The following is a 19,983-nucleotide window of genomic DNA, read 5'->3' as shown; positions in this document are numbered from 1 at the left end:
CTGAACGGCCGGTTGGACGGCTTTCCCACGCCGCGCAAGGGGCAACCACTTGAACACTGCGAAGCCGTCGCCGGAATCCGGCGACGGCTTTTCGTTGCACCTTTCCCGCTACTGATCGCGGCGCCGCACAGCGAAGATAGTGATCGCGGCGCAGACGACATACCACACCGCGTACACGGTCCACGCCCCGGCCTCGGACCACGGGAAATTCACTGGCTTTTCGGCGACCTGGATCAGCCGCGCCCAGGCGCTGTAGGGCAGCAGGTGATCGACGACGGCCGTGCCGTGGTGGTCGTCGCTGATGCCCATCGGGACGAGCAGCAACAGCGCGAAGCTCACGCCGATGGTGGCGGCACTGGCCCGTACGGTCGCACCGACGGCCATGCCGACGAGTGCGGCCACCGGGGCGGCCGAGGCCGAGGCGAGCACCGCGGGCACGACGCCCGGGTCGCCCAGCGACAGGCCGGTGTCGCGCCCGCCGAGGAGCGCCTGGGTCGACCAGAAGGAGCCACCGGCGCCGACCAGGCCCAGCGCGGTGCTGACGGCGGTGACGACGACGACCTTGGCCGCCATCACGGAGCTGCGGGCGGGCACGGCCGTGAACGTCGTCCGGATCATGCCGGTGCTGTACTCGCCGACGACGGTGAGGGCACCCATGGCACTGGCGGTCAGCATCAGGCACAGCACGGCGGCGTCGGTGAAGGCGTCGAGCATCGCCCAGTTAGGCATGAAGTCGGCCTTCTGCTGGGCACCCCAGCCCGGCCAGTTACTGTAGTCGTTGTACGCGGTGAAGATGTTGAAGCCGATGATGGCCAGCGTGCCTGCCACGAACGCCCACGGCGTGGAGCGCAGCGACCACATCTTGATCCACTCGGCGGCGATCAGGTCGGTGAAGCGGGCGCGCGGCTCGGCCGGCTCGGCGGACCGCCCGGCGGACTCGGTGGCGGAGGTGGCGGTCGTGGTCATCGGGGGTCTCCTGCGGCGTACTCGATGCTGTCGGCGGTGAGTTCCATGAAGGCCGATTCCAGGGTGGCGGTGTGGGGGGTCAGTTCGTGCACCGGGACCATGTTCTGGAAGGCGAGGTCGCCGACGCGGTCCGCGCTCAGGCCGGTCACCGTCAGCGAGTTGTCGGCGTGCAGTGCCACGGAGGCGCCCGCGTCGACCAGGACCGTGCGCAGCGCGGCCACGTCAGGCGTACGGACGGTCACGCTCCGATGGGTGCCCCGCGCGGCGAAGTCCTTGAGGCTCTCCGCGGCGATCAGCCTGCCCTTGCCGATGACGACGAGGTGGTCGGCGGTGTTCTCCATCTCGGACATCAGGTGGCTGGAGACGAAGACCGTGCGGCCCTCGCCGGCGAGCCGGTGGAACAGGCCGCGCACCCACTTCACACCGTCCGGGTCCAGCCCGTTGAGCGGCTCGTCGAAGAGCAGCACCGGCGGGTCGCCCAGCAGCGCGGTCGCGATGCCGAGGCGCTGCTTCATGCCCAGCGAGTAGCCGCCGATGCGGCGGTGGCCGGCGTCGCCGAGGCCGACTTCGTCCAGTACCTCGCCGACCCGGCGGCGCGGGAGGCCGTTGCTGACAGCGAGGGCGGTCAGATGCGCGCGGGCGGTACGACCGCCGTGGACCCCGTGCGCGTCCAGCAGGGCCCCGACGTGGCGCATGCCGCGCGGCCGGTCCGCGAACGGCCGGCCGTTGATGGTGACGCTGCCGGCGGTGGGCTGGTGCAGCCCGAGCATCATGCGCAGGGTGGTGCTCTTGCCCGCGCCGTTCGGCCCCAGGAATCCCGTGACATGACCAGGTCGCACCGTGAAACTGAGCTCGCTGACCGCGGCCTTCGTGCCGTAACGCTTGGTGACTTCCCTCACTTCAATCATGCGTTTCATCGTGCCCCGCGGCCTTTCAGGGCGTCATCGGTCCATGGCGGACAATCGCTGCACACCGGTGTCGACCACGGTTGTACAACCGCGGTCCGATCCCACGTCGGAACCGTCCGGCTACGATCCACGCATGGTCCCCCTACGCCACACGCTCCTTAAGCGGGTGCCACCGGGCGTCTGGGCGGGCGCCATCTGGTGCGTCACGGCCCTGTATCCGCTGCTCTGGTCCGCCCCGGGCGCGCGCGACGACACGGCGCCGCCGCCGGACGTCCTGGACGATCTGTGGGGGCAGCTCTTCCTGGCGCTGGCCGCCGCCCTGTCCCTAGCCGGCTGCGCCGTGCTGACGCGCCGTCCGTGGCCGGGGCTGGTGCTGCTGCTCGCCAGCAGCGGCGCCTTCTCAGTGGCATGGCGGCTGTGGGAGGTCGCGTCGCTGCAGTTCCTCGTCGTCGACGTAGCGGTCGGCTTCCTCGCCAGCGTCCACCCGCGCCGCGCCTCGCTCCCGTTCGCGGGGGCCGCGCTCGCCGCGCTGGGGCTGTTCCTGGCCGTGCGGCTGGCAAACTCCGGGGAGGGCGGCACTCCATCGGAGCCATACGTCGCCCTGACCGTCGTCGTGGCCTGGCTCGTCGGCAACTCGGCGTACCAGTCCCGTGCCTATGCCGAGAAGCTGCGCACCCAACTTCTGACGCAGGTCGCGGCGCAGGCGGTGGCCACCGAGCGGCTGCGCATCGCACGGGAGTTGCACGACATGGTGGCGCACAGCATCGGCATCATCGCCCTCCAGGCCGGTGCCGCCGCGCGGGTCGTCGACACCCAGCCGGAGGGCGCGCGGCAGGCGATGCTGGCCGTGGAGAGCGCGGGCCGCGAGACGCTGGCGGGACTGCGGCGGATGCTGGTCGCCCTGCGCCAGGCAGACGACGAGCGCGGCGAGGGCGGCGAGGGCGGCGAGGGCGACGTCGAAGGCCGGGCGCGGGCCCCGCTGGCGCCCGCGGCGACGTTGGCCGACGTCGAGCGGCTGGCGGAGACGACCACGGCCGCGGGGGTGTGCGTAAAGGTGCGGTGGCGGGGCGAGCAGCGGCCGCTGCCCCCGGAGATCGACCTGTCGGCGTTCCGGATCGTCCAGGAGTCGGTCACCAACGTCGTACGACACGCGGGCACCGACTCGTGCGAGGTGACAGTCGACTACGGTGCCAAGGAGCTGGCCATTGAGATCACCGACCAGGGCACGGGCGCCGGCACGACGGCCGGCACGGGCTACGGGCTGGCCGGGATGCGCGAACGCGTGGCCCTGCTGCACGGTGAGTTCAGCGCTGCGCCCCGGCCGGGCGGCGGCTTCCGGGTCGTGGCCCGGCTTCCTGTACCGCCCGCTTCCCCCTCGCCCGCCCCTCGGCCCACCACGGCAGGAGCCCGATGACCGTCCGTGTCGCACTAGTCGACGACCAGCCCCTCATCCGTACCGCACTGCAGATGGTGATCACCGAGGCCGACGACCTGGAGATCGTCGGCCAGGCCGGGACCGGAGAGGAAGCGGTCCGGCTGGCCGAGGCCGAGCGGCCGGATGTGGTGGTGATGGACATCCGCATGCCGGGGATGGACGGCATCGAGGCGACCCGGCGCATCACGGAGCGCGGCGACGGCACGCAGGTGATCGTCCTGACCACCTTCGATGACGACGAGTACGTCTACGGGGCACTGCGCGCCGGGGCGTCCGGCTTCCTGGTCAAGGACATGGCGCTGGACGACATCCTGGCCGCGGTCCGTGTGGTCGCCGCGGGCGACGGGCTCATTGCGCCCACGGTGACGCGAAGGCTGATCAGGGAGTTCGCCCAGCGCCCGCAGGCGGCCGCCACCGCGTCCGGGCGGGGCCTAGAGATCATGACGGACCGGGAGCGCGAGGTGCTGACCCATGTCGGCCGCGGCCTGTCCAACGCCGAGATCGCCGCCGAGCTTCACATCAGCGTGGCCACGGCCAAGACCTATGTGACCCGGCTGCTGGCCAAGCTCGACGCCCGCGACCGGGTCCAACTGGTCATCACTGCCTACGAGACCGGGTTGGTGGGCCACTCGCGGTAGGCGGTGCGCCCCCCGGCGATCACCTGACGGCACACGCCGCCTTCGGCGGCTACCGATCGCCTGACCGGGGACTCAACAGGGGCGTAGCGGAGGTTCAGCACGCCTGTCCGGAAGGTCTCGGAGGAGATCAGCGGGGACGGTTGTCGTGGTGGTCTCCGGCGCGTCTGCGCTCCGTGCACGGTGGCGGGCAGCCGCACACGCTTGGGGCCGGGCATGGGAACGGGCCGTCGAGGGTCTGGCGGCCATGCAGATCGTCCGCGCCGAGGACCGCGTACGTGAGCAACAAGCCGCCGCAGACACCGAACGGCACACGCGGATCACCGGCCTCCGTGAGGAGCTGGACGAGCGCGCGCGGACCCACGGCACGACACGGGTCAGAAGTCCTGCAGTCCCCAGGACGGGAAGCGACTGGGTACAAGGGACCAGGCCGCTGCCTGCGCAGAATGCCAGTGCGAGCGAGTATTTCCGGGGTGCGGCCATGGTCGATGTTCCCCCTCATGAGTCCCATCTGACCCGAGATCAACATCCTTCGCATCTCGGGGGAACCTCACAACCGGCGGATCTCTGCCCAGTCCTCCACAAGGATCACCCCTTCCTCCTGGCCTTGATCAACAAGGCCAGAGTCAGACAAAGGGCACGAAAGGGGGTCAGATTTGATACGCCGTCAGTGACCCACCTTTGGGCCGACGCCGAGACTCCCGAGCTCAATCGTCATCACCCGCTGACGCCGGTCAAGGGGGCTGATCCCCGAAAATGATCGAGGGCCGGTTTCGGATGTCTCCGAAACCGGCCCTGAACTGCGACTCTTCCAAGTCGGGACGACAGGATTTGAACCTGCGGCCCCTTGCCCCTCAAGGGGTGTAGAGCATCACCTTTGTCTGCATATGCGGCTGGAAATCTGGGTGCACATTGTGCGGTGCCGTGCGTGCTGTACAGGTGCGCGGACACCGTCTGGTCCCCACGGGGCATCTCCGTGACACGCGAGATCAGGCCGGCGCCGATGACGACGGCGATGTGCGATGTGGGTGTGCCTCATCTGCTCGGCGACAGGCCGGTTCCGACCGTCCGGTCAGGAGTGGAGGAGCGGCGTCCGCCCCTCCATGGAGGCAAGTGCGGTCGGCCGTCGGCGAGGTCATCGCGCCGAGCCGAGGACCCGCCCGGAGCCGTCAGGCGCTCTCGGCGCCGTGGTCCTTCAGGTCGCGCGCGAACAGCTCCCAGACCTGGGCGTAGCCGTGGACCAGCTCCGACATCTGGGGCTTGCAGTGGGCGGGGACGCTCTCGACGAAGCGCTGCCGGTCCTGGGCCACCATGGAGGCGGCGTCGAGCATGCGCAGGATGTGGCGGCCCATCTCGTTGAGCCGCATCGACGGGTCGCGGCGCAGGGCGTCGAAGGCCGACCCGAGTTCCTCGGGTGACCTGGTGCCGTCGTGGCGCTGCTGGGGCGGGCGGGCGGCGGGCTGGTGCGCGGTGTTCCGGTCGGCCGGGTTTCGGCGCCGGCGCGCGGGTACGGGGTCCTCGCCGCGCATCACCCTGCTGCGGACGTCCGCGACCGTGGCGGGTGAGATGCCAGCCTGACGGGCAATGACCCGCAGTGAGGCGGTGGGGTTCTCCTGGATCAGGCGACCGGCGAGTTCCCGGCCGTGGCTAGAATCCACTGGCCTGGAGCGGCCGTCGAGTCCGATCCTGCGGTCGGTGTGCGGGGGCGCGCCGACCACGTTCTGGCGGATCTCCGAGACCCTACGGGTGGAGAGCCCGGCCACGGCGGCCACGGCCCGGTCGGACCACTGCGGGTGGGAGGCGAAGATGCGTTCGGCGGCGGCGATGCGGTCCTCCAGGGACAGCGGACGGCCGTGCGAGACGTTGAGAGCGACCGCGAGCAGGTCGGCGTCGGTGGCGTCCCCGTCGAAGTATCGGACCATGATGCATGTCTGGCCGTTTGCCTGGGCGGCCCGGAGGCGGTGGACTCCGTCGACGACCCGCATCGTGGGGCGGTGGACGAGGATCGGCGGCAGCTCCGACTCGACCTCGGCGAGGGTCTGGGTGTACTCGACGTCCTCACCGCTTGTGCGGGGCGTGGAGACGACGCGCAGTTCGTCGACGTGGACGAGCTCCACCGGTGTGCCGTTGAGGCTCTTGTCGCGCAGCGCAAGCACATAGTCCGAACCGCTAGGCATGTACGGTGTCTCAAGCTCTTCGGCAGGCACAGCTAAAACTCCTAGTCGGCGACGGCGGAACGGGCTGGGAGGGTAGAACTCCTACTGCCATCCGGAGTCCCGCACATCGCCGGCGGCGTTCGGGGCTGGAAACTGCCAGCCCGAGTCGCTCTCGCCGTAAGAACCACTCTCGCCAGCGGTTGCGGCCAGCCGCACTGTCTGAACACCCTGGCGTCGGCGGTGACGGCGGTGGTGTCAGCGACCCACGCAGACGAAAGGCCCAGTACGAAGGTACCGGCGGCGATACTTGGGTGGCCGAATGCACGGCCACCAAGGACGACGAACAGGCCGAGTCCAAAGTGACAGACGGCCCCTGCAAGTCGTAGCTGTAGGAGACGCGGTTCGCGACCATCGACAAACTGGGCCCAGTCGCCGTGTGCATCGTGTGTTGCCCCGGTCTTGAGGCCGCGCCACTCTCGTTCCAGATACTGCTGGCGTAGGCATCGGTCGAGCTTCCTCTCAAACCTGTACGTGGCATCGAGGACGCCTCAATCGCTTCGCAGCACACCTCCAGGACGAGCCGCTGTGCGGGGTCGAGCACCGACGTCTCACGTGGTGTGAGATGAAAGAAGCGGTGGTCGGATAGGTCGAGGCCCCGAGATAGATAGCCCGCATCGGACATGGAGCCTGGGGCGTCTTTGAAGCCTCCCGGTGGAGGCGGGCCGATGGCATCGCCTCCAGCAAGAATCAGGTCCCACATCTGCGTAGCGGAGTCAGCGCCAGGCAATCGTGCTGCCATGGAAACAATGGCCAGTGGCTCCCCGATTTCATCACCGGCAGGACGCTGTGTGCTTCGCACGTAGGTCAGCGGATCTTCGATTGCCGCAGCGGAAGCCAGCCCGTTCACCGTGGGGAACGCCCACAGCGTGGCGACCGGAAGTTCGCGCCCGAGGTGCTGGCCCAGGCGGTTGACCATGGCGGCTGCTGCCTGGGAACTAAGACCGAGAGAGGAGAACGTCGCGTCTCTGTCCACATCCGCCACCGGTACGGACAGTGCCACCGAGAGCTGAGCCACGATCCAGCTTGCGGCATCTGCGGCCGCCCATAACACCGATTTGCCGCTCATGCGAAACACCTATCGCCATTAAGAGCCAAAGCCTCACTTCGTAAAGGCGGGGTGCCGCCGCAGAACGGCGGCACCCCGGGAGACCGAGGAGGCTTGCCGTCCGCCTCGGCCAGGCCCGGCCCAGGCGGGGGACCTGGACCGGGAGCTAAAGAGTGGGACACCAACCGGTCGGATGCTTCTGGGCTGGGACTGGCCGCGACCCAGCTCATGCCGTCATCGTCGCCGGCAGGGCCCAGGACAGTCACTATTCACGGCGATAAAAGGAACGCCGAAACAGGTGACATGAAAGACCAGGTCAGTATCCGGACTTGAGGAGGTGGACATCTGTGGCGGGAAGGACGGTGTGCCGGGTGCTTCCCAGTTGTTCACCGCTGAGCTCGACGATGTCACCGGGCTGTAGTCCGGTGAAGTTGTCGAGGTTCTTGGTGCGTTCAAGGAGACAGCCACCCGGAACCGTGCCGGAGCCAATGACGTCACCTGCCCGCATTTCGACACCTCGCGACATATAGGAGATCAGGCTCGCGAAGTCCCAGTCCATACCTGCCGGGTTACCCACGGCAATGACTTCCCCGTTGAGATGAATGCCGACAAACGCCTCGACATTGAACTCGTCAGCGGTGAGAAGCCACGGCCCCATGCTAGTTCCGCAGTCCTTGGACTTGGCAGGCCCGATGTGCTGGAGCCGTTCATCGATCTGGTGATCCCTCGCGGTCCAGTCACACATCAGGGTGTACCCGATGATTCGCTCCTGTGCCTCAGTCAGATCCAGGTCACGGCCGCCGTCTCCGAGCACCGCAGCGACTTCCAGCTCGAAGTCGAAGGCATTACTGCCGGGGAAGATCTCTACGTCATCATGTGGGCCCATGATGCTGTGGTGGTTTGAGTAGTAGTACGCCGGTGTCTGATGCCAAACCTCGTCCAGCTCATCGTGGGCACTCATCTGTCCGGCGGCGATGAGGCACCCTTTGATGTGATCGAGGAAGCCCAGTCCGTCACGTAGGGACCGGGGCTCAGGGAGAGGTGCGCGTAGTGACACGCTGTCTACCGGGATGCCCGAGGGTCTGGCGAGTGCCCGCTGGGCCGCCAGACGGAGTCGGGTTCCATCATCGCCGAGCAGGTCGAGCAAGCCGTGCCCCGGGGGCAGATCGAGCAGCGGATAGACGGCGTTGCCCTTCAGGACACCGACCTGGTCGAGAGCGCCCAATCCGGGGGTAAAGGTGACCCAGCGCATGCGTCATCCTCATCTGTAGGGCCCAGGCAGATAGTCGTCCGGGGCATCGGCCTGTCGGCTTCATCGTTGCGGTGGGCGCTTCCGGCAGATTCTGTTCCGTCGGAGCCATGTCGTGATCCGTCAGAAGTGCGCGGGCCTAGTACGCCGGGAGCGGGCGCCGCGGCGTGTCCCGTGGCGCGGACAACCTGCTTGGGCGGGTGGGATCAGCCGCCACAGAAGGAAGCTGTGTCAGCTGGCATGACGGCCCACCGACCAGTTGACCCTTCAGCCTGCTCGCAGCTTGCCCATCTGATCAAGTTCTGGTGATATCGACTAAATTGGAGCGTTCGCCCCTCGTGCGGCAGCTTGAAGGCAGTCACCGTCGGCGGCGATGCAGATCGCTTGACGTGGCGGCCTGAGGCAGAGGGAGCCGCACGAGCTGGCGGGCTTCGCTGTAGCGTTCTTCCCATAAATGCGGCACGAGGCATGTGTCGCGTTTCATGGGCCGCTGAGCCGACAGCGGCTCTGGGGAGCACTGCGCTGTTGTCTCGTTGTGCGTAGTCAGGTCCGGGCAGCGGAAGGGGAGTCCATGCACGGAGGGCGCAACCGTGGGTTGCGTCAACACTCAGGGCGTCCACCCCTAGCGTCGCCACACTCATCCCCTCCCTCTCCTCGCCACGAATGCGCGAGAGTTGCTGATCTCGCGAGCCGTGATCAGCTTCACCGAGACACAAGAGGTTTTCAACGGCAATGTTTCTCCGGTACTACCAGGCCACTTATTTAAGAGCCAACTAATTCGTACGGATGGAGGATCGATGCGACACATACTTCACGCCCGGAGGCAGGAGCTGAGCGCGGCCGACTTCGACCACTCCGGTCGACTCCCGGCCACTGAGGCCGCCCGGGAGGTGACATGCCAGCAGATCGACGAAGTCATGGGAGCGGAAGCCGGCACCTACAGCGCGGTCGAGGACGGGTCTTGGGTTCCGCCGCAGGAGTACATGCGCGACCTGGCCCGCATCCTGAAGCTGAGTGAGGGAGAGTACGCACTACTCCATCACGAGCTGTACTCGATGGACCCACCCATGAGTCCCGTCGCGGACGATCCTGCTCTGCCCAGCCCCGCCTGGCAGGAGGTGATCGAAACCTCGAATGGCATGGCCTATCTCAGCGACCGTTCGTGGAACGTGCGGCTATACAACCCCGCCTTCGCCGCGATGTTCCCGAGTGGTCAACCACCCCAGAACACCATGGAATGGACGATCCTGGACGATGAGGCCCGCGATGACATCCTCATCGACTGGGAGTCGATATGGGCCCCCTTCGCCCTCTCCCGATTCCAGGCCGCGTTGCGTGCCTTCCCTGACGATCCAGGACTGAACAGCACCGCCGAGCAGATCCTCGCGGACCCGCGTGCCCGCAGAATCTACGAGGACCCCCGCACGCGGGAGTCGACGCCGGCCGCCGAGGACATCAGGCCCATGCGCCACGCCGTTCACGGCGTCGGGCAGGTCCGGTTGTTCATGGCCCAGCCCGACGGCGCCCCAGGCTCCCTGGTTGTCACCATGCGCTTCCGGCCGAGGGGGGGCACCTGGGCCTAGCCGACCTTTGGCTGGGCCCAGGTGCCCCCGGAGAGCGTGGCCCTGGTCCCGGTTGGAGGCTGCGCCCTCTTGGAGGCTCTGAGGACTTGCAGGTAGGCACAGAATTTCGGGTATCCCGGTCCGGGCAGAGTGCAGGTAACCTCCGCTACCAGCGGCGCCCCCTCTGTCCAGACCGTCACCCGAGACGTCCCTCCATGAAAGGGCACAGTTGTGGCCTACGTAAATCGTCCAGGTGTTGCTGACGCCGCCCATGAAGTAACGACACAAGAGATCGTCGACGACATCCGACGTGAGCACAGCGGGCACCAGCAGTTGGCAGCACTGTCGCGGCTGGCCCGCACAGTCGGCGTCCACACCCGTCGGTTTGTCCGCCCCTTGACTGATGTCGCCCGCACCGAGCCGATTGAGGAGCGCAACGTACGCGCATACGCCGACGTGTGCGCCCTCGCCGAACTCGCCGCCCGTCGGGCCCTGGATGAAGCCGGGCTAAGACCCGCCAATGTGAGCGCACTGATCACGTTCCACGCCACTGGCCTGGCGATACCCGGCCTCGACGTGCATCTGGTGAACACCTTGGGACTGCCCCCGACGGTGAAGCGCATCCCAATGACGCAGCTAGCGTGTGCAGGAGGAGCCCATGCTCTGGGGCTGGCCGCCGACATGGCAAGGCCCGGGCAGCCGGTGCTGGTGGTGGGCGCCGAGGCTCTGAGCACGGTGTACCAGCACACCGACGAAACACTGCCCGCCATGATCTACAAGTTGCTGTTCGGGGACGGAGGCGCCGCTGCCGTGGTCAGCGCCGAGCCGCTGGCCCAACCGGGCCTGTACATCGAGGAGACTTGGACGTACACGCATCCCGACAGCGAGCACTACTACCGACTGCGCGCGGACGTGAACGGATACCACTTCGATTCCACCAGGGACTCCGTCGAGGCAGTCGTACAGGTCATCCCGCAGCTGCCGTGGCCTCATCAAGGCCCCTGGGATCCCGAGTTCGGCATCATTCACCCAGGCAGCCAGAAAATCTTGGACCTCGTGACCCAGAGCGGTGGATGCTCGGAGAAGGCGCTGCGGCACTCTGTGATGAGTCTGCAGACCAATGGCAATACCGGCGGCTCGGCGGTGCTACGCGTACTGGACCGGATTCACGATGATCCTCCCCCACATGGGTCCGCCGGGCTTCTGCTGGGAGTGGGGCCCGGCTTCTGTGCCGCATCGTCCCGTGCGCACTGGAGCGGCGCCTGACTGCACCAAGCCCGTGGAACCACAGCCGAAACGGTTCACTGCAAGGCACGTCAGATCCGTGCGCCCTGCTGCCCCTCTTCGAACATCACCAGCATGAACCGTGCGCCCGGAGAGCTGAGGGGCTGGCCCGCCACCATTTCGACCCAGCCGCGGCCACGACGGGCATGATGCAGCGGACGGCGCTCACCGTCGGGGTGAAGGTAGACATCGGCGGAGCCGTCGTAGATCTTTCTCGCCCGCTCGTCCCGGAGGATCCCTTCGTGGATTCGGTTCAGTACGGGATCTCTCGGCTGGGAGGCCAGCGCCATCCGGAACTGTGGGATCGCGCGCGACGCCCACTCCCGCTCCCAGTCCACGAGGCAGAAGTCACGAGCCTCGTCGTCGAGGATCATCCATTCCATAGTGTTCTGGGGAGGCTGGCCGCTGGGGAACATCGCGGCGAAGGCCTCGTTATGGAAGAGCAAGTTGTAGCGCCTGTCGGTCAAGTACGCCATGTCCTGCTGCGCCTCGACCACCTTCCTCCAGGCGCTAACCACCTCCAGGCCGGAGGCGGGATCCAGGGAGTGGGTGGGCTCAACGCCGTACAACTCCAAGTGGATGGCCACGTACTCGCTCTCAGCAAGTCCCAGCAGCTGCGCCAGGTGCAGCAGATACTCCGGCGAAGGTGTCCTCGTTCCTGCCTCGACCCTTTGATAAGTCCCCATGCCCCGGAGCCTGTTGAGCCGCTTCCTCATCAGGATGTCCACATCCATCTGACTCAGCCCCTCGACCTTCGGTCCGGAGCGGCCAGAGCGGCCAGAGCGGCCAGAGCGGCCGGGGAGCCCAACCGTCTCCGGAGAGATGGCTCGCCTCCTGGCGCGCAATATCGGCTGCATCACTCCATCTGACATGAGGACCCCTCCAACTACACATCACAGAACGGCCGTTATAGCGCAAGGGCTCTGATAGCAGCCAGTGCGCGACGCGCCCTCGACATTACAACTCCGACAGCCACTCATATACATGCCGACGGTGGAGTATGGCTTGAGCTCAGCAAGGGGCGAGCGCAGCAAAGCCGAAGAAGGGCCCTGATTTCCTGAGTCTGCACAGCCAAGCCCGTCAAACTTGGCTCAATCGCTGTCGGATTGCCGGACTCTCACGGTTGGCTACGGAAACACCCTGTAGCGTGACTTCGCTGACGGGATGCCAGGTCAGGGACCCGGGTGGCCTGGGGTGGGACACGGACAGGGCGAGCCCTTTGGCATTCGAGGGCTAAACGGGGGAACATGCGGCCGTGCGGCATCTTTCAAGTGCCGCCTTGTACACCTTCGTTCTGCGGCGCGGCAAGGCAAGGGGCAGAAAGTCCGGCTTGCACCCGTCTGCGGAATGCGGAACCAACATCGGCTGCATGCCGAGATACTCATCAAGGGAGGGAACGTGCGGCGAAGAAATCCTGTGCAGCACATCCTCGAAGGCGCTCGGGGTAGGCTCACCCCTGCCGACCTCGGCCAGCCTGATCGGCATCCGTCGACCCGCGGTCGGCAGGCGGAGGGAGTGTCGCAGAACGAGATCGACCTCCACATGGGGCGAGGTATCGGCACATACGGAAAGGTTGTGCGTGGGAGCCTGCGTCCGACCGAGCAATACACCTGGGAGTTGGCTGAGACCCTGGACCTGAGCGAGGGCGAGTTCGTCACCGTCTTCCGGCACTGGCACAGGAGAGATCCAGCTCGTCCGCTGCGCGCGACCAAACTCCAGCTGGCCTCCACCTGGCAAGGAGTGATCGAGCGTCAGGTCGACATGGCTTACATGAGTGACGCCAGCTCCGACATGATCATGTGCAACGAGCCGTTCCTGCGGCTGTTCCCCAGCAAGAAGGCTCCCCCAAACAGCATGGAGTGGATGCTCTTCAGCGAAGAGGCCCGCGACGGCACGCTCATCGACTGGGAAGGTGGGAGCGGGGGCTGGCTGACGGTCTGGGCCCCCCGCATCCTTCCCACGCTCCGTGCCGCGCTGGACACCATGCCGAACAACCGGAAACTCAACGAGCTCCGGCAGCGAGTGGTCGAGGACGCCGATCTCGAGCCTGTATGGAATGGACCGCGACCGCCGTACGTCACCCCTGACGCCGACATCCGCCCCATCAAGCACGACGAGTTGGGGCCTGGCAGAGTCGAGATCATCTTTGCGTCTCCGCTGACGTCCCCACTCAACCACTTCGTGCTTCTGGTGTTCCAGAAGGGACTGCACGATCCAGCCAAGAACGTGTCAGTGCCTGCCGGGTGATCCCGGAAATCCCCCCATGCCACAGCGTGAACGGTGACCGCCCTGCCCACTCCCAGAGCCGACAGATCGACATCGATTCGATTCTGTCGGCGGGGTGCCTACCGAGCAAGGAGAGCACATCGCGTGCGATCTGAGCTGCCCAACTACACCCGTCCACAGATGAGTCACCAGACGGGTCGGGGCACGCCGACAACTCGCTGCCCTCTCTCAAAACCAAGGAGGCTGGAGTGTTCCCTGACGACCCACAGGTGCCGTGACCCACGCCACAATGCTCACGGTAGGTTCCCAGGGAACAATGCGCAGATGAGTCTCCCTACCCATCTCGCTCCTGTTCCGCACAGTGACGGCCTACACGTCTGGAATCCGAAGGACTCCGGACCGTGGGGATACGCGAATTGCCTGTGGATCGTCTCCAAGGACACGGCTGCGATCATCGACACCCCCTACGACGGCCCGACGACGAAGGCCATGATGGCAGCGGCTCGCTCCACCCTCGGTGCGCCGCAGGTGACGACAGTCGTGACCACTCATGCCAACGGTGACCATAGCTGGGGCAACCACTACTTCCCCAAGGCAGACATCATCTCCACCCAGGCTGGCTGCCATGACTCAAGCCTCGAGCCTGGGCCAGAGGAGATGAAGGCACTCCTTCACGCTTCCCCGCCCGATCAGGCCCTGGGCTGGTACGCCCGCCGGCACTTCAGCAACTTCGACTTCGCGTCCGCGAGGGTGACCGAGCCCACGATCAAGTTCATTGACCGCTATGACTTCCACGTTGGAGACATCGAAGTCGAGCTCTACGAGGTTGGCCCTGCCCACCACCCCGGCGATCTCATCGCCCGCATCGGCGACACCGTCTGCGCCGGTGACATCTACTTCCCGGACGACCACCCTTGTCACTGGACCGGACCGTTGCAGAACGTCATCAAGGCCGGGGAGTTCGTCCTCAGCCTGAACCCCAAGGTCATCATTCCCGGGCATGGCCGCTACACCGGACCCGAGGAGCTCAGGCAGCACCTGGAGTATCTGGGCACCGCGCAGCGTGAGATCGCTTCGCGCTACGAGGCCGGGCTCAGTATGGAGGAGGCCATGGCCGACATCGTGGAACGTGACTTCTATCCGCACATGGGCAGTCGGGAGCGGTTCATGGTGCTCATCGCCGTCGAGTACAGCCACCTCCGTGGCGACTCATCTGTTCCTGGCGTGGTCGAACTGGCAACACATGCTGCCCAGTGGGCTTTTGACCGGCGTACCCGCACACTCCCCGCGATGTGAGCGACGTCTGTCTGGGCAGCCGTGTCGTCCCTCGGCTCGCCCCCGCTGCCCATCAAGCCCATCGTCCCCCGCTCGTCATCCCTGAGGATCACATGGCCTACGTTAACCGCCCCGCCATTGTGCGCGGCCCGCACACGGTGACCACCGACGACTTGGTGGCCGCCGCCGCTCAGCTGCACGCCTCGGATCCGCACTTTGAAGCCTTCCTGCAGCGCACACACTCCACCGGCGTGAACAAACGATGCTTCACTCGTCCGATCGACGAGGTACTGCACATCGGCGCCACAACACCGACCCGCACCATCAGCGAGGTCTGCCGGCTCGGCGAGCTTGCCGCCCGCAGCGCCCTGGAAGCAGCGGACCTGCAGACCGCAGACCTGGGCGGCGTCATCATGTTCTCCACCGACCCGGCCACCGTACGGGGCCTCGATGATCACCTGGAGCAGGCACTGCAACTGCCGGTGCGCGTACGCCGGTGGGCTCTGGCAAGCCTGGGTCCTGCGGGCGGAGCCCAGGCACTAGGGCTGGCGGCTGATGACGCCCTGCTGGGGCGGCCGATTCTCGTGCTTGGAGCCGAAGCCCCCAGCACCACGTGGTGCGCGGAGACCGACGACACCCCTGCCTCACTGCTGACACGGCTGTTGTGCAGCGACGGCGCAGCCGCCGCCCTGGTCAGCGCGACCCCGCTCAGCGAGCCGACCGTCTACATTCAAGAATCATGGCAGTGGGCTCAGGCGGAGAAGCAACTGCCCATCCCGTTCATCCCGGCACGGGAGCACACCTTCGACGCCACGTCCCGAGCCCTCTCAGCTATCTCTGAAACCGTGCCGCACCTGCCCGCCGCGTGGACACAGGCCGCTTTCGGTCTCATCCATCCCGGGAGTACTGCCCAACTCGACGCCCTCACGACTACGGGATCGTTCACCGAGGAGGTCATGCGTCCCGCCCGGGAGAGCCTGGCCGAGGACGGAAACGCAGGAGGCTCAGGGGTCCTCTACGTCCTTGATCGTATCCACCGCACTCCCCCGCCGATCGGTGCGGCGGGCATCCTCTTCTCCGCAGGCCCCGGCTTCACCAGTCATGCCGCGCAGCTGTGCTGGGTTGCCTCCTGACCTGCGCTGTCGCGGCTGCAAGGTTGGCTGCGCCGCAGCCACCGCTTCCACCGTCCACATTCGGCGGCCCTGGAGAATCGCGCAGTCGCTGCCGTCCGTCCATCGTCTCCTGCGCCACTACACATTCGCTCCCACGACCAGTCGAGCCGACGCCTCAAGGCCACCGAAAGCGAGATCGAAGCGAATGGCCGCTGGGCTCTCAACCGGTACGGGGCCCAGCTTGAAGTGGCGCGTAAGTTGCGTCAGCCCTTCTGGCCCGTCTGGAGCGGGCTACCGCCTTGGGGCAGTTCGCGATGAGATGGCCCTGACGGGTGGGGGGCGCTCGGACCTGTGACGCCGCGAGCGTCCTGGATGTTGGACCGGAGGAAGAGCAGGCATGCACAATCCGCGGAACCTGCTGCACCTGTTGGTGCAGATGAACAAGTGGAGCTACCGGGATGTGGCCCAGGCGTACCGCAGGACCGCCATGGCTCTGGGGCAGGAGGTCGGTCTTGAGTTCTACAGCGCTGCGAGCCTGACCAAGCCGACATTTCGGCGATGGATCAGCGGGCTTCCCGTAACCCCCAACTCGCCCGCGCCGCGCATACTGGAGCAGATGTTCCACAACCACTTTTCGGCTCACGACTTGCTACGCCCGCTGGACGACGCCGAGAGCGTCCAACGCGCTATCCGTTCGGCTGCTGTCTTTCACCGGCCAAGTATGTCCGTGTAGATGCCGCCGTCCTACACGTGCCGTTGCCGCGGTGAACACCGTGCCACCACCGCTGTAGAGGCCGAGCGTGGCCGCGCGGGGGCTGGCGGTCGGTTCACGGGCGGCGGTATTCCAGGTTTCGTACGGGAGTTGGGCGATCCCGAGGATGTTGAAGCCCCGCGGAGTGCCGTCCTCGCCTGTCGGATGCGGCCGCCCCCGAGCATCGGTCGTGTACGCCGCGCCGTCGCATTCGTATCCGACGAGCGCGTCGTCGTGACCGAACACGTCGCCGCGCTTGAGCCCTGTACCCCCGAATATCCAGTGGCCGGGGTCCGTCACGGTGAATCCGAGCGGCTCGCGATGCCCGTCCCAGTGGCCACCTCCGCCTCGGTAACTGACGCCGAGGAGCGTGTTCTCCGGGTCGGTCTCCCACCAATGATCCGGGCATCCGTATGCGCTGTCGGGGTCGACGCCACGTTGAGTTGTGCCAGGTGGGAACTTGTCGCAGACGAGAGACGTGGCCTCGTCGGTGAGCCTTACGCGCCACCAGCAGGTGTTCGCACCGAAGTTGGCGATGTTGCCGCCCGCGTCGCGGAAGGCGGTGATGCGGCTGCGGGTCTCGGCGGTCCAGTACTCGTCGTGCCCCGCTGACAGCAGGAGTTGATATCCGTCGTCGAGGTGACGGCCTTCGTGCAGATCCAGGTCCGTGCAGAAGTCCGCCTCGAAGCCGTTCTGCTCCATCCATGCGATGAAGCGCGCGTCCCAGTGGGCGAAGGTCTGTCGGGGAGAGCCGGGGTCGTACGGGTCGGGCAATCCCTTGACCGGACCGCCCACGCCTCCGCCAGGCCGTCGCAGCGTGACCCGACCGGAGCTGTAGAGGCTGACACCACCTGCGGTGTTGTACGCCTGGTAGGTGAAGGTGGGGACCTTGTACAGGATGCCGCGGCACGTCGAAATCCCCGGAGTGACGACGAACAGCAGCCTGCCCTCGCGGGCGTCCAGCACCGGCGCGCCGTCGCAGGGTTGGGCGCGGAGCACAGCCACGTACACACCAGAGGGCCAGTCCGAGGGAATCGGGAAGTCGTACGCGGGCCACTTCCAATCCGCGCTGTGCTGACCCGGTGGGGCCGCGGCACCGCTCCAGGACGTGCTGCCTGCGTGCTGGATGGATCCGCCCCAGCGGTAGAAGTCGACGTACACCTGCGGGGTCGAGGAGGCGATATGGAGTCGAATCGCTTCTCCTGCCCGGACGCTGGAGCGTGCCGGGTAGCCGTAGACGGCCGTCATGACGGCTCTGCTCCTACGGGATGGGCGACGCCGCAGAAGTGGTACGAGTCGAGATCGCGGATCACGGACTCCCAGCCGAGAGAGTGCAGTTGACCGACCAGATCGGAGGCTTCGTAGAACACCTTGACCGCCGTGTGCTCCGTCCCGTCCGCCAGACGCCGCCGCACGGTCGGCACTCCGGGATGGGATTGCGTACGTTCCTCGATCGCGGCTTTCGCTCGGGAGTCGTCGAGGAAGACGGCGCGGCCGCCCGGTTTCAGCGCGGAGCGCACCATGCCCCAGAACGCCGCGAAGCGCGGAGGCGGCACATGGCTGAGCCAGAAGGCGAAGAAGACCGTGTCGTACCGGTCCTCGGGCGCCCAGTCGAAGAGGTCCGCCGTGATGAAGCGCGTGTCGGCTTCCTGCATCCTGGACCGGGCGATGGCGATCATTTCCGGCGCGGCGTCCACCGCCGTGACCGTGCGCGCTCGGCCGGCGAGCTGCCGGGTCCACTGGCCCGTACCGCAGGCCAGTTCCAGCACATCGCCTTGGATGGGCAGTTGGGCGATCGACCGGGAGAGTTGAGGCATGCGCATGCGCTCGGCATATGTGTCGTCGTACTCGCTGGCGCGTGCCCTGTAGTACGCGATCTGCTGCTGGGAACCGTCGTCCCCGGGCTCGGGAGTCTCGGTGGTCTGTGGTCGGTGCATGCGGTTCTCCTCTGTAGGGCGGTTCAGTGATGGCGCGCTTCGTGCAGGGCGGTCTCGGCGGCTCGGATCGGCGCGCGGAGCCCGACCCTCCCCCGGTGAGGACACGGAGGCGTCACTCGACTCATCCGGCACTTCCGCCCACACGGTCTTGGCCGAGTCGCCGATGAAGGTCACTCCCCAGTCCCGGGACAGCGCCTTGACGATCCACAGCCCGCGGCCGGTCATGCCTTCCTCCGCGGGCTCACGCACACGTGGCATGTCGCCGCCGCTCCCGCCCTGGTCACTGATCTCCACTCGAACGACGGCCCCCTCGCGATACAGACCCATGTGGATCGGTCCGCGCCCATGGACCAGGGCGTTACCGACGAGCTCCGCGACCACGGACACCACGTCCGAGGGCGGGACGCCCCATTCCTCCAGGGCCTCGCGCGCCAAACAGCGGGCCACCCCGCTGGAGTCGAGCTGCGCGGGGAGCTCCCATTCGCTGCCCTGGCGCGCCGGACCTGCTCGGCGGCCGCCACGGCCGCTGACCTTCGCGCCGTGCGGCTCGGAGCTGACGACGGAACCTCTCACCAGGGACTCGTGGTACTGCACCGTCGCGCTCCTCTCCGAACCGCACGGCCGCCTCCCGGGTGGCCGGCGGCCAGGTCGTGCTTCGTGGGGTGCACGACAGAGTGACGATCGGCTGGCGCTCGCGCACATCTCCGTGTGAATAAAGGGAGTTGCGCTGCAATATGGCGGCCGCAATGCCAGCATGAACGGAGAGATCATCCCTCTCGTCAACGGAGCCGGAAGGGGCTGCGACGTGGTGAGCGAGCGCCGGTGCCGCACCTGCGAATGCCTGCTCAGCCGCTACAACACCGGCGCGGTCGACCTTTGCGGCCCCTGCGCCCGCGAGCATCCGCCCACCGCAGCCGAAGCCCCCTCCGTGCCGGCGCACGTCTGGTCGGACAGCGAGGTTCAAGAGGCGCTGAATGCCCTGGACTTCGGGCGGCTCAGTCGGCTCGTACGACAGCACTCGGGATTACGCCAGGACGACCTGGCCCACATCACCGGCCTGAGCCAGGGCTACCTCTCCCAGCTCGAATCCGGCACCCGGCGACTGACACACCTGGACAAGTCGCAGGCGTTCCTGGAGGCCTTGAATGTCCCCGCGGCTCTCCGCCCCATTGCCACACCAGAAATCGTCGACGGCGCACATCACTCGGCCGCAACCACGAGTCACCATCGGACCGTCCCTGGTCCGGCTCCCGATCTGAACGCCCTGGCCGCAGACGCCGCAGCCACCTCAGGCGCCTTCGCCGACCTGATCGCCCCGACCAACATTGATGCGAACGCCCTGGAAGAATTCAGCTTCACGCTCGCCCGGATAGCGACCGACT

At 66.8% G+C, this 19,983-nt stretch carries 16 protein-coding genes; 8 read left to right on the top strand and 8 right to left on the bottom strand.

Annotated features, from left to right (window positions below; all coding sequences use genetic code 11):
- Positions 1 to 108: 108 nt before the first annotated feature.
- Both ACFWZ2_RS40275 and ACFWZ2_RS40270 read right to left on the bottom strand, forming a co-directional pair.
- Entirely contained in the window at positions 109 to 966 is an 858-nt protein-coding gene (locus ACFWZ2_RS40275; RefSeq protein WP_384554573.1) for an ABC transporter permease, read from the bottom strand.
- Positions 963 to 1,874 (bottom strand): ABC transporter ATP-binding protein, encoded by a 912-nt coding sequence (locus ACFWZ2_RS40270; protein WP_384554572.1) that lies wholly within the window; start codon positions 1,872 to 1,874, stop codon positions 963 to 965. The genes ACFWZ2_RS40275 and ACFWZ2_RS40270 overlap by 4 nt, the downstream gene beginning before the upstream one ends.
- Before the next feature lie 133 nt (positions 1,875 to 2,007).
- Here ACFWZ2_RS40270 and ACFWZ2_RS40265 point away from each other — a divergent pair, with 133 nt between their 5' ends.
- Entirely contained in the window at positions 2,008 to 3,288 is a 1,281-nt protein-coding gene (locus tag ACFWZ2_RS40265; RefSeq protein ID WP_384554570.1) for a sensor histidine kinase, read from the top strand.
- Positions 3,285 to 3,947 carry a response regulator gene (locus ACFWZ2_RS40260; protein ID WP_384554569.1) on the top strand — a complete coding sequence of 221 codons (663 nt, stop codon included), beginning with the start codon at positions 3,285 to 3,287 and terminating at the stop codon, positions 3,945 to 3,947. Before ACFWZ2_RS40265 ends, ACFWZ2_RS40260 begins: the two co-directional genes overlap by 4 nt.
- A gap of 1,166 nt (positions 3,948 to 5,113) precedes the next feature.
- Here the strand turns inward: ACFWZ2_RS40260 and ACFWZ2_RS40255 are convergent.
- From ACFWZ2_RS40255 to ACFWZ2_RS40245, 3 genes are all read right to left on the bottom strand, one after another.
- On the bottom strand, positions 5,114 to 6,121 hold the full coding sequence (locus ACFWZ2_RS40255) for a ParB/RepB/Spo0J family partition protein (RefSeq protein ID WP_384554567.1): 1,008 nt from the start codon (positions 6,119 to 6,121) through the stop codon (positions 5,114 to 5,116).
- 10 nt (positions 6,122 to 6,131) lie between these two features.
- Complete coding sequence (locus ACFWZ2_RS40250; RefSeq protein WP_384554565.1) at positions 6,132 to 7,226, bottom strand: beta-ketoacyl synthase N-terminal-like domain-containing protein; 1,095 nt, start codon at positions 7,224 to 7,226, stop codon at positions 6,132 to 6,134.
- Positions 7,227 to 7,521: 295 nt separating this feature from the next.
- Entirely contained in the window at positions 7,522 to 8,457 is a 936-nt protein-coding gene (locus tag ACFWZ2_RS40245) for a fumarylacetoacetate hydrolase family protein (RefSeq protein WP_384554563.1), read from the bottom strand.
- A gap of 794 nt (positions 8,458 to 9,251) precedes the next feature.
- Between ACFWZ2_RS40245 and ACFWZ2_RS40240 the strand changes: the two genes are divergently transcribed.
- Both ACFWZ2_RS40240 and ACFWZ2_RS40235 read left to right on the top strand, forming a co-directional pair.
- Positions 9,252 to 10,037, top strand: a complete 786-nt coding sequence (locus tag ACFWZ2_RS40240; protein ID WP_384554562.1) for an XRE family transcriptional regulator — start codon at positions 9,252 to 9,254, stop codon at positions 10,035 to 10,037.
- 210 nt (positions 10,038 to 10,247) lie between these two features.
- Positions 10,248 to 11,282: a PhlD gene (locus tag ACFWZ2_RS40235; RefSeq protein WP_384554560.1), complete on the top strand. Its 1,035-nt coding sequence runs from the start codon at positions 10,248 to 10,250 to the stop codon at positions 11,280 to 11,282.
- A gap of 50 nt (positions 11,283 to 11,332) precedes the next feature.
- On the opposite strand, the gene ACFWZ2_RS40230 is transcribed toward ACFWZ2_RS40235, so the two are convergent.
- Positions 11,333 to 12,034 carry an XRE family transcriptional regulator gene (locus ACFWZ2_RS40230; protein WP_384554558.1) on the bottom strand — a complete coding sequence of 234 codons (702 nt, stop codon included), beginning with the start codon at positions 12,032 to 12,034 and terminating at the stop codon, positions 11,333 to 11,335.
- 781 nt (positions 12,035 to 12,815) lie between these two features.
- Here ACFWZ2_RS40230 and ACFWZ2_RS40225 point away from each other — a divergent pair.
- The 3 genes from ACFWZ2_RS40225 to ACFWZ2_RS40215 all read left to right on the top strand — a co-directional run bounded on the left by ACFWZ2_RS40225 (position 12,816) and on the right by ACFWZ2_RS40215 (position 15,934).
- The gene (locus tag ACFWZ2_RS40225) at positions 12,816 to 13,547 is read left to right on the top strand and encodes a hypothetical protein (protein WP_384554556.1); all 732 of its coding nucleotides are present in this window, start codon (positions 12,816 to 12,818) and stop codon (positions 13,545 to 13,547) included.
- A gap of 303 nt (positions 13,548 to 13,850) precedes the next feature.
- The gene (locus ACFWZ2_RS40220; protein ID WP_384554554.1) at positions 13,851 to 14,822 is read left to right on the top strand and encodes an MBL fold metallo-hydrolase; all 972 of its coding nucleotides are present in this window, start codon (positions 13,851 to 13,853) and stop codon (positions 14,820 to 14,822) included.
- 92 nt (positions 14,823 to 14,914) lie between these two features.
- Positions 14,915 to 15,934 (top strand): hypothetical protein, encoded by a 1,020-nt coding sequence (locus tag ACFWZ2_RS40215; RefSeq protein ID WP_384554552.1) that lies wholly within the window; start codon positions 14,915 to 14,917, stop codon positions 15,932 to 15,934.
- A 628-nt stretch (positions 15,935 to 16,562) separates the two neighbouring features.
- Here the strand turns inward: ACFWZ2_RS40215 and ACFWZ2_RS40210 are convergent.
- Together ACFWZ2_RS40210 and ACFWZ2_RS40205 are read right to left on the bottom strand one after the other, a co-directional pair.
- Positions 16,563 to 17,912 (bottom strand): N,N-dimethylformamidase beta subunit family domain-containing protein, encoded by a 1,350-nt coding sequence (locus ACFWZ2_RS40210; RefSeq protein WP_384554550.1) that lies wholly within the window; start codon positions 17,910 to 17,912, stop codon positions 16,563 to 16,565.
- Entirely contained in the window at positions 17,909 to 19,195 is a 1,287-nt protein-coding gene (locus tag ACFWZ2_RS40205) for a methyltransferase domain-containing protein (protein WP_384554548.1), read from the bottom strand. Before ACFWZ2_RS40205 ends, ACFWZ2_RS40210 begins: the two co-directional genes overlap by 4 nt.
- Positions 19,196 to 19,355: 160 nt before the next feature.
- Here ACFWZ2_RS40205 and ACFWZ2_RS40200 point away from each other — a divergent pair.
- Positions 19,356 to 19,983, top strand: a 628-nt coding sequence (locus tag ACFWZ2_RS40200) for a helix-turn-helix domain-containing protein (protein WP_384554546.1), incomplete at its 3' end; no start/stop codon positions are given.

The sequence above is a fragment of the Streptomyces sp. NPDC059002 genome, from assembly GCF_042740435.1.
Taxonomy (GTDB): Bacteria; Actinomycetota; Actinomycetes; order Streptomycetales; family Streptomycetaceae; genus Streptomyces.
Note: the sequence above shows the minus strand (reverse complement) of the source record. Positions and strands in the feature narration are given on the sequence as shown.

Coding starts and splice junctions, on each gene's coding strand:
- ACFWZ2_RS40245 (WP_384554563.1), bottom strand. CDS start 8,457: ATGCGCTGGGTCACCTTTACCCCCGGATTGGGCGCTCTCGACCAGGTC.
- ACFWZ2_RS40220 (WP_384554554.1), top strand. CDS start 13,851: ATGAGTCTCCCTACCCATCTCGCTCCTGTTCCGCACAGTGACGGCCTA.
- ACFWZ2_RS40275 (WP_384554573.1), bottom strand. CDS start 966: ATGACCACGACCGCCACCTCCGCCACCGAGTCCGCCGGGCGGTCCGCC.
- ACFWZ2_RS40250 (WP_384554565.1), bottom strand. CDS start 7,226: ATGAGCGGCAAATCGGTGTTATGGGCGGCCGCAGATGCCGCAAGCTGG.
- ACFWZ2_RS40270 (WP_384554572.1), bottom strand. CDS start 1,874: ATGATTGAAGTGAGGGAAGTCACCAAGCGTTACGGCACGAAGGCCGCG.
- ACFWZ2_RS40210 (WP_384554550.1), bottom strand. CDS start 17,912: ATGACGGCCGTCTACGGCTACCCGGCACGCTCCAGCGTCCGGGCAGGA.
- ACFWZ2_RS40240 (WP_384554562.1), top strand. CDS start 9,252: ATGCGACACATACTTCACGCCCGGAGGCAGGAGCTGAGCGCGGCCGAC.
- ACFWZ2_RS40215 (WP_384554552.1), top strand. CDS start 14,915: ATGGCCTACGTTAACCGCCCCGCCATTGTGCGCGGCCCGCACACGGTG.
- ACFWZ2_RS40230 (WP_384554558.1), bottom strand. CDS start 12,034: ATGGATGTGGACATCCTGATGAGGAAGCGGCTCAACAGGCTCCGGGGC.
- ACFWZ2_RS40265 (WP_384554570.1), top strand. CDS start 2,008: ATGGTCCCCCTACGCCACACGCTCCTTAAGCGGGTGCCACCGGGCGTC.
- ACFWZ2_RS40260 (WP_384554569.1), top strand. CDS start 3,285: ATGACCGTCCGTGTCGCACTAGTCGACGACCAGCCCCTCATCCGTACC.
- ACFWZ2_RS40255 (WP_384554567.1), bottom strand. CDS start 6,121: ATGCCTAGCGGTTCGGACTATGTGCTTGCGCTGCGCGACAAGAGCCTC.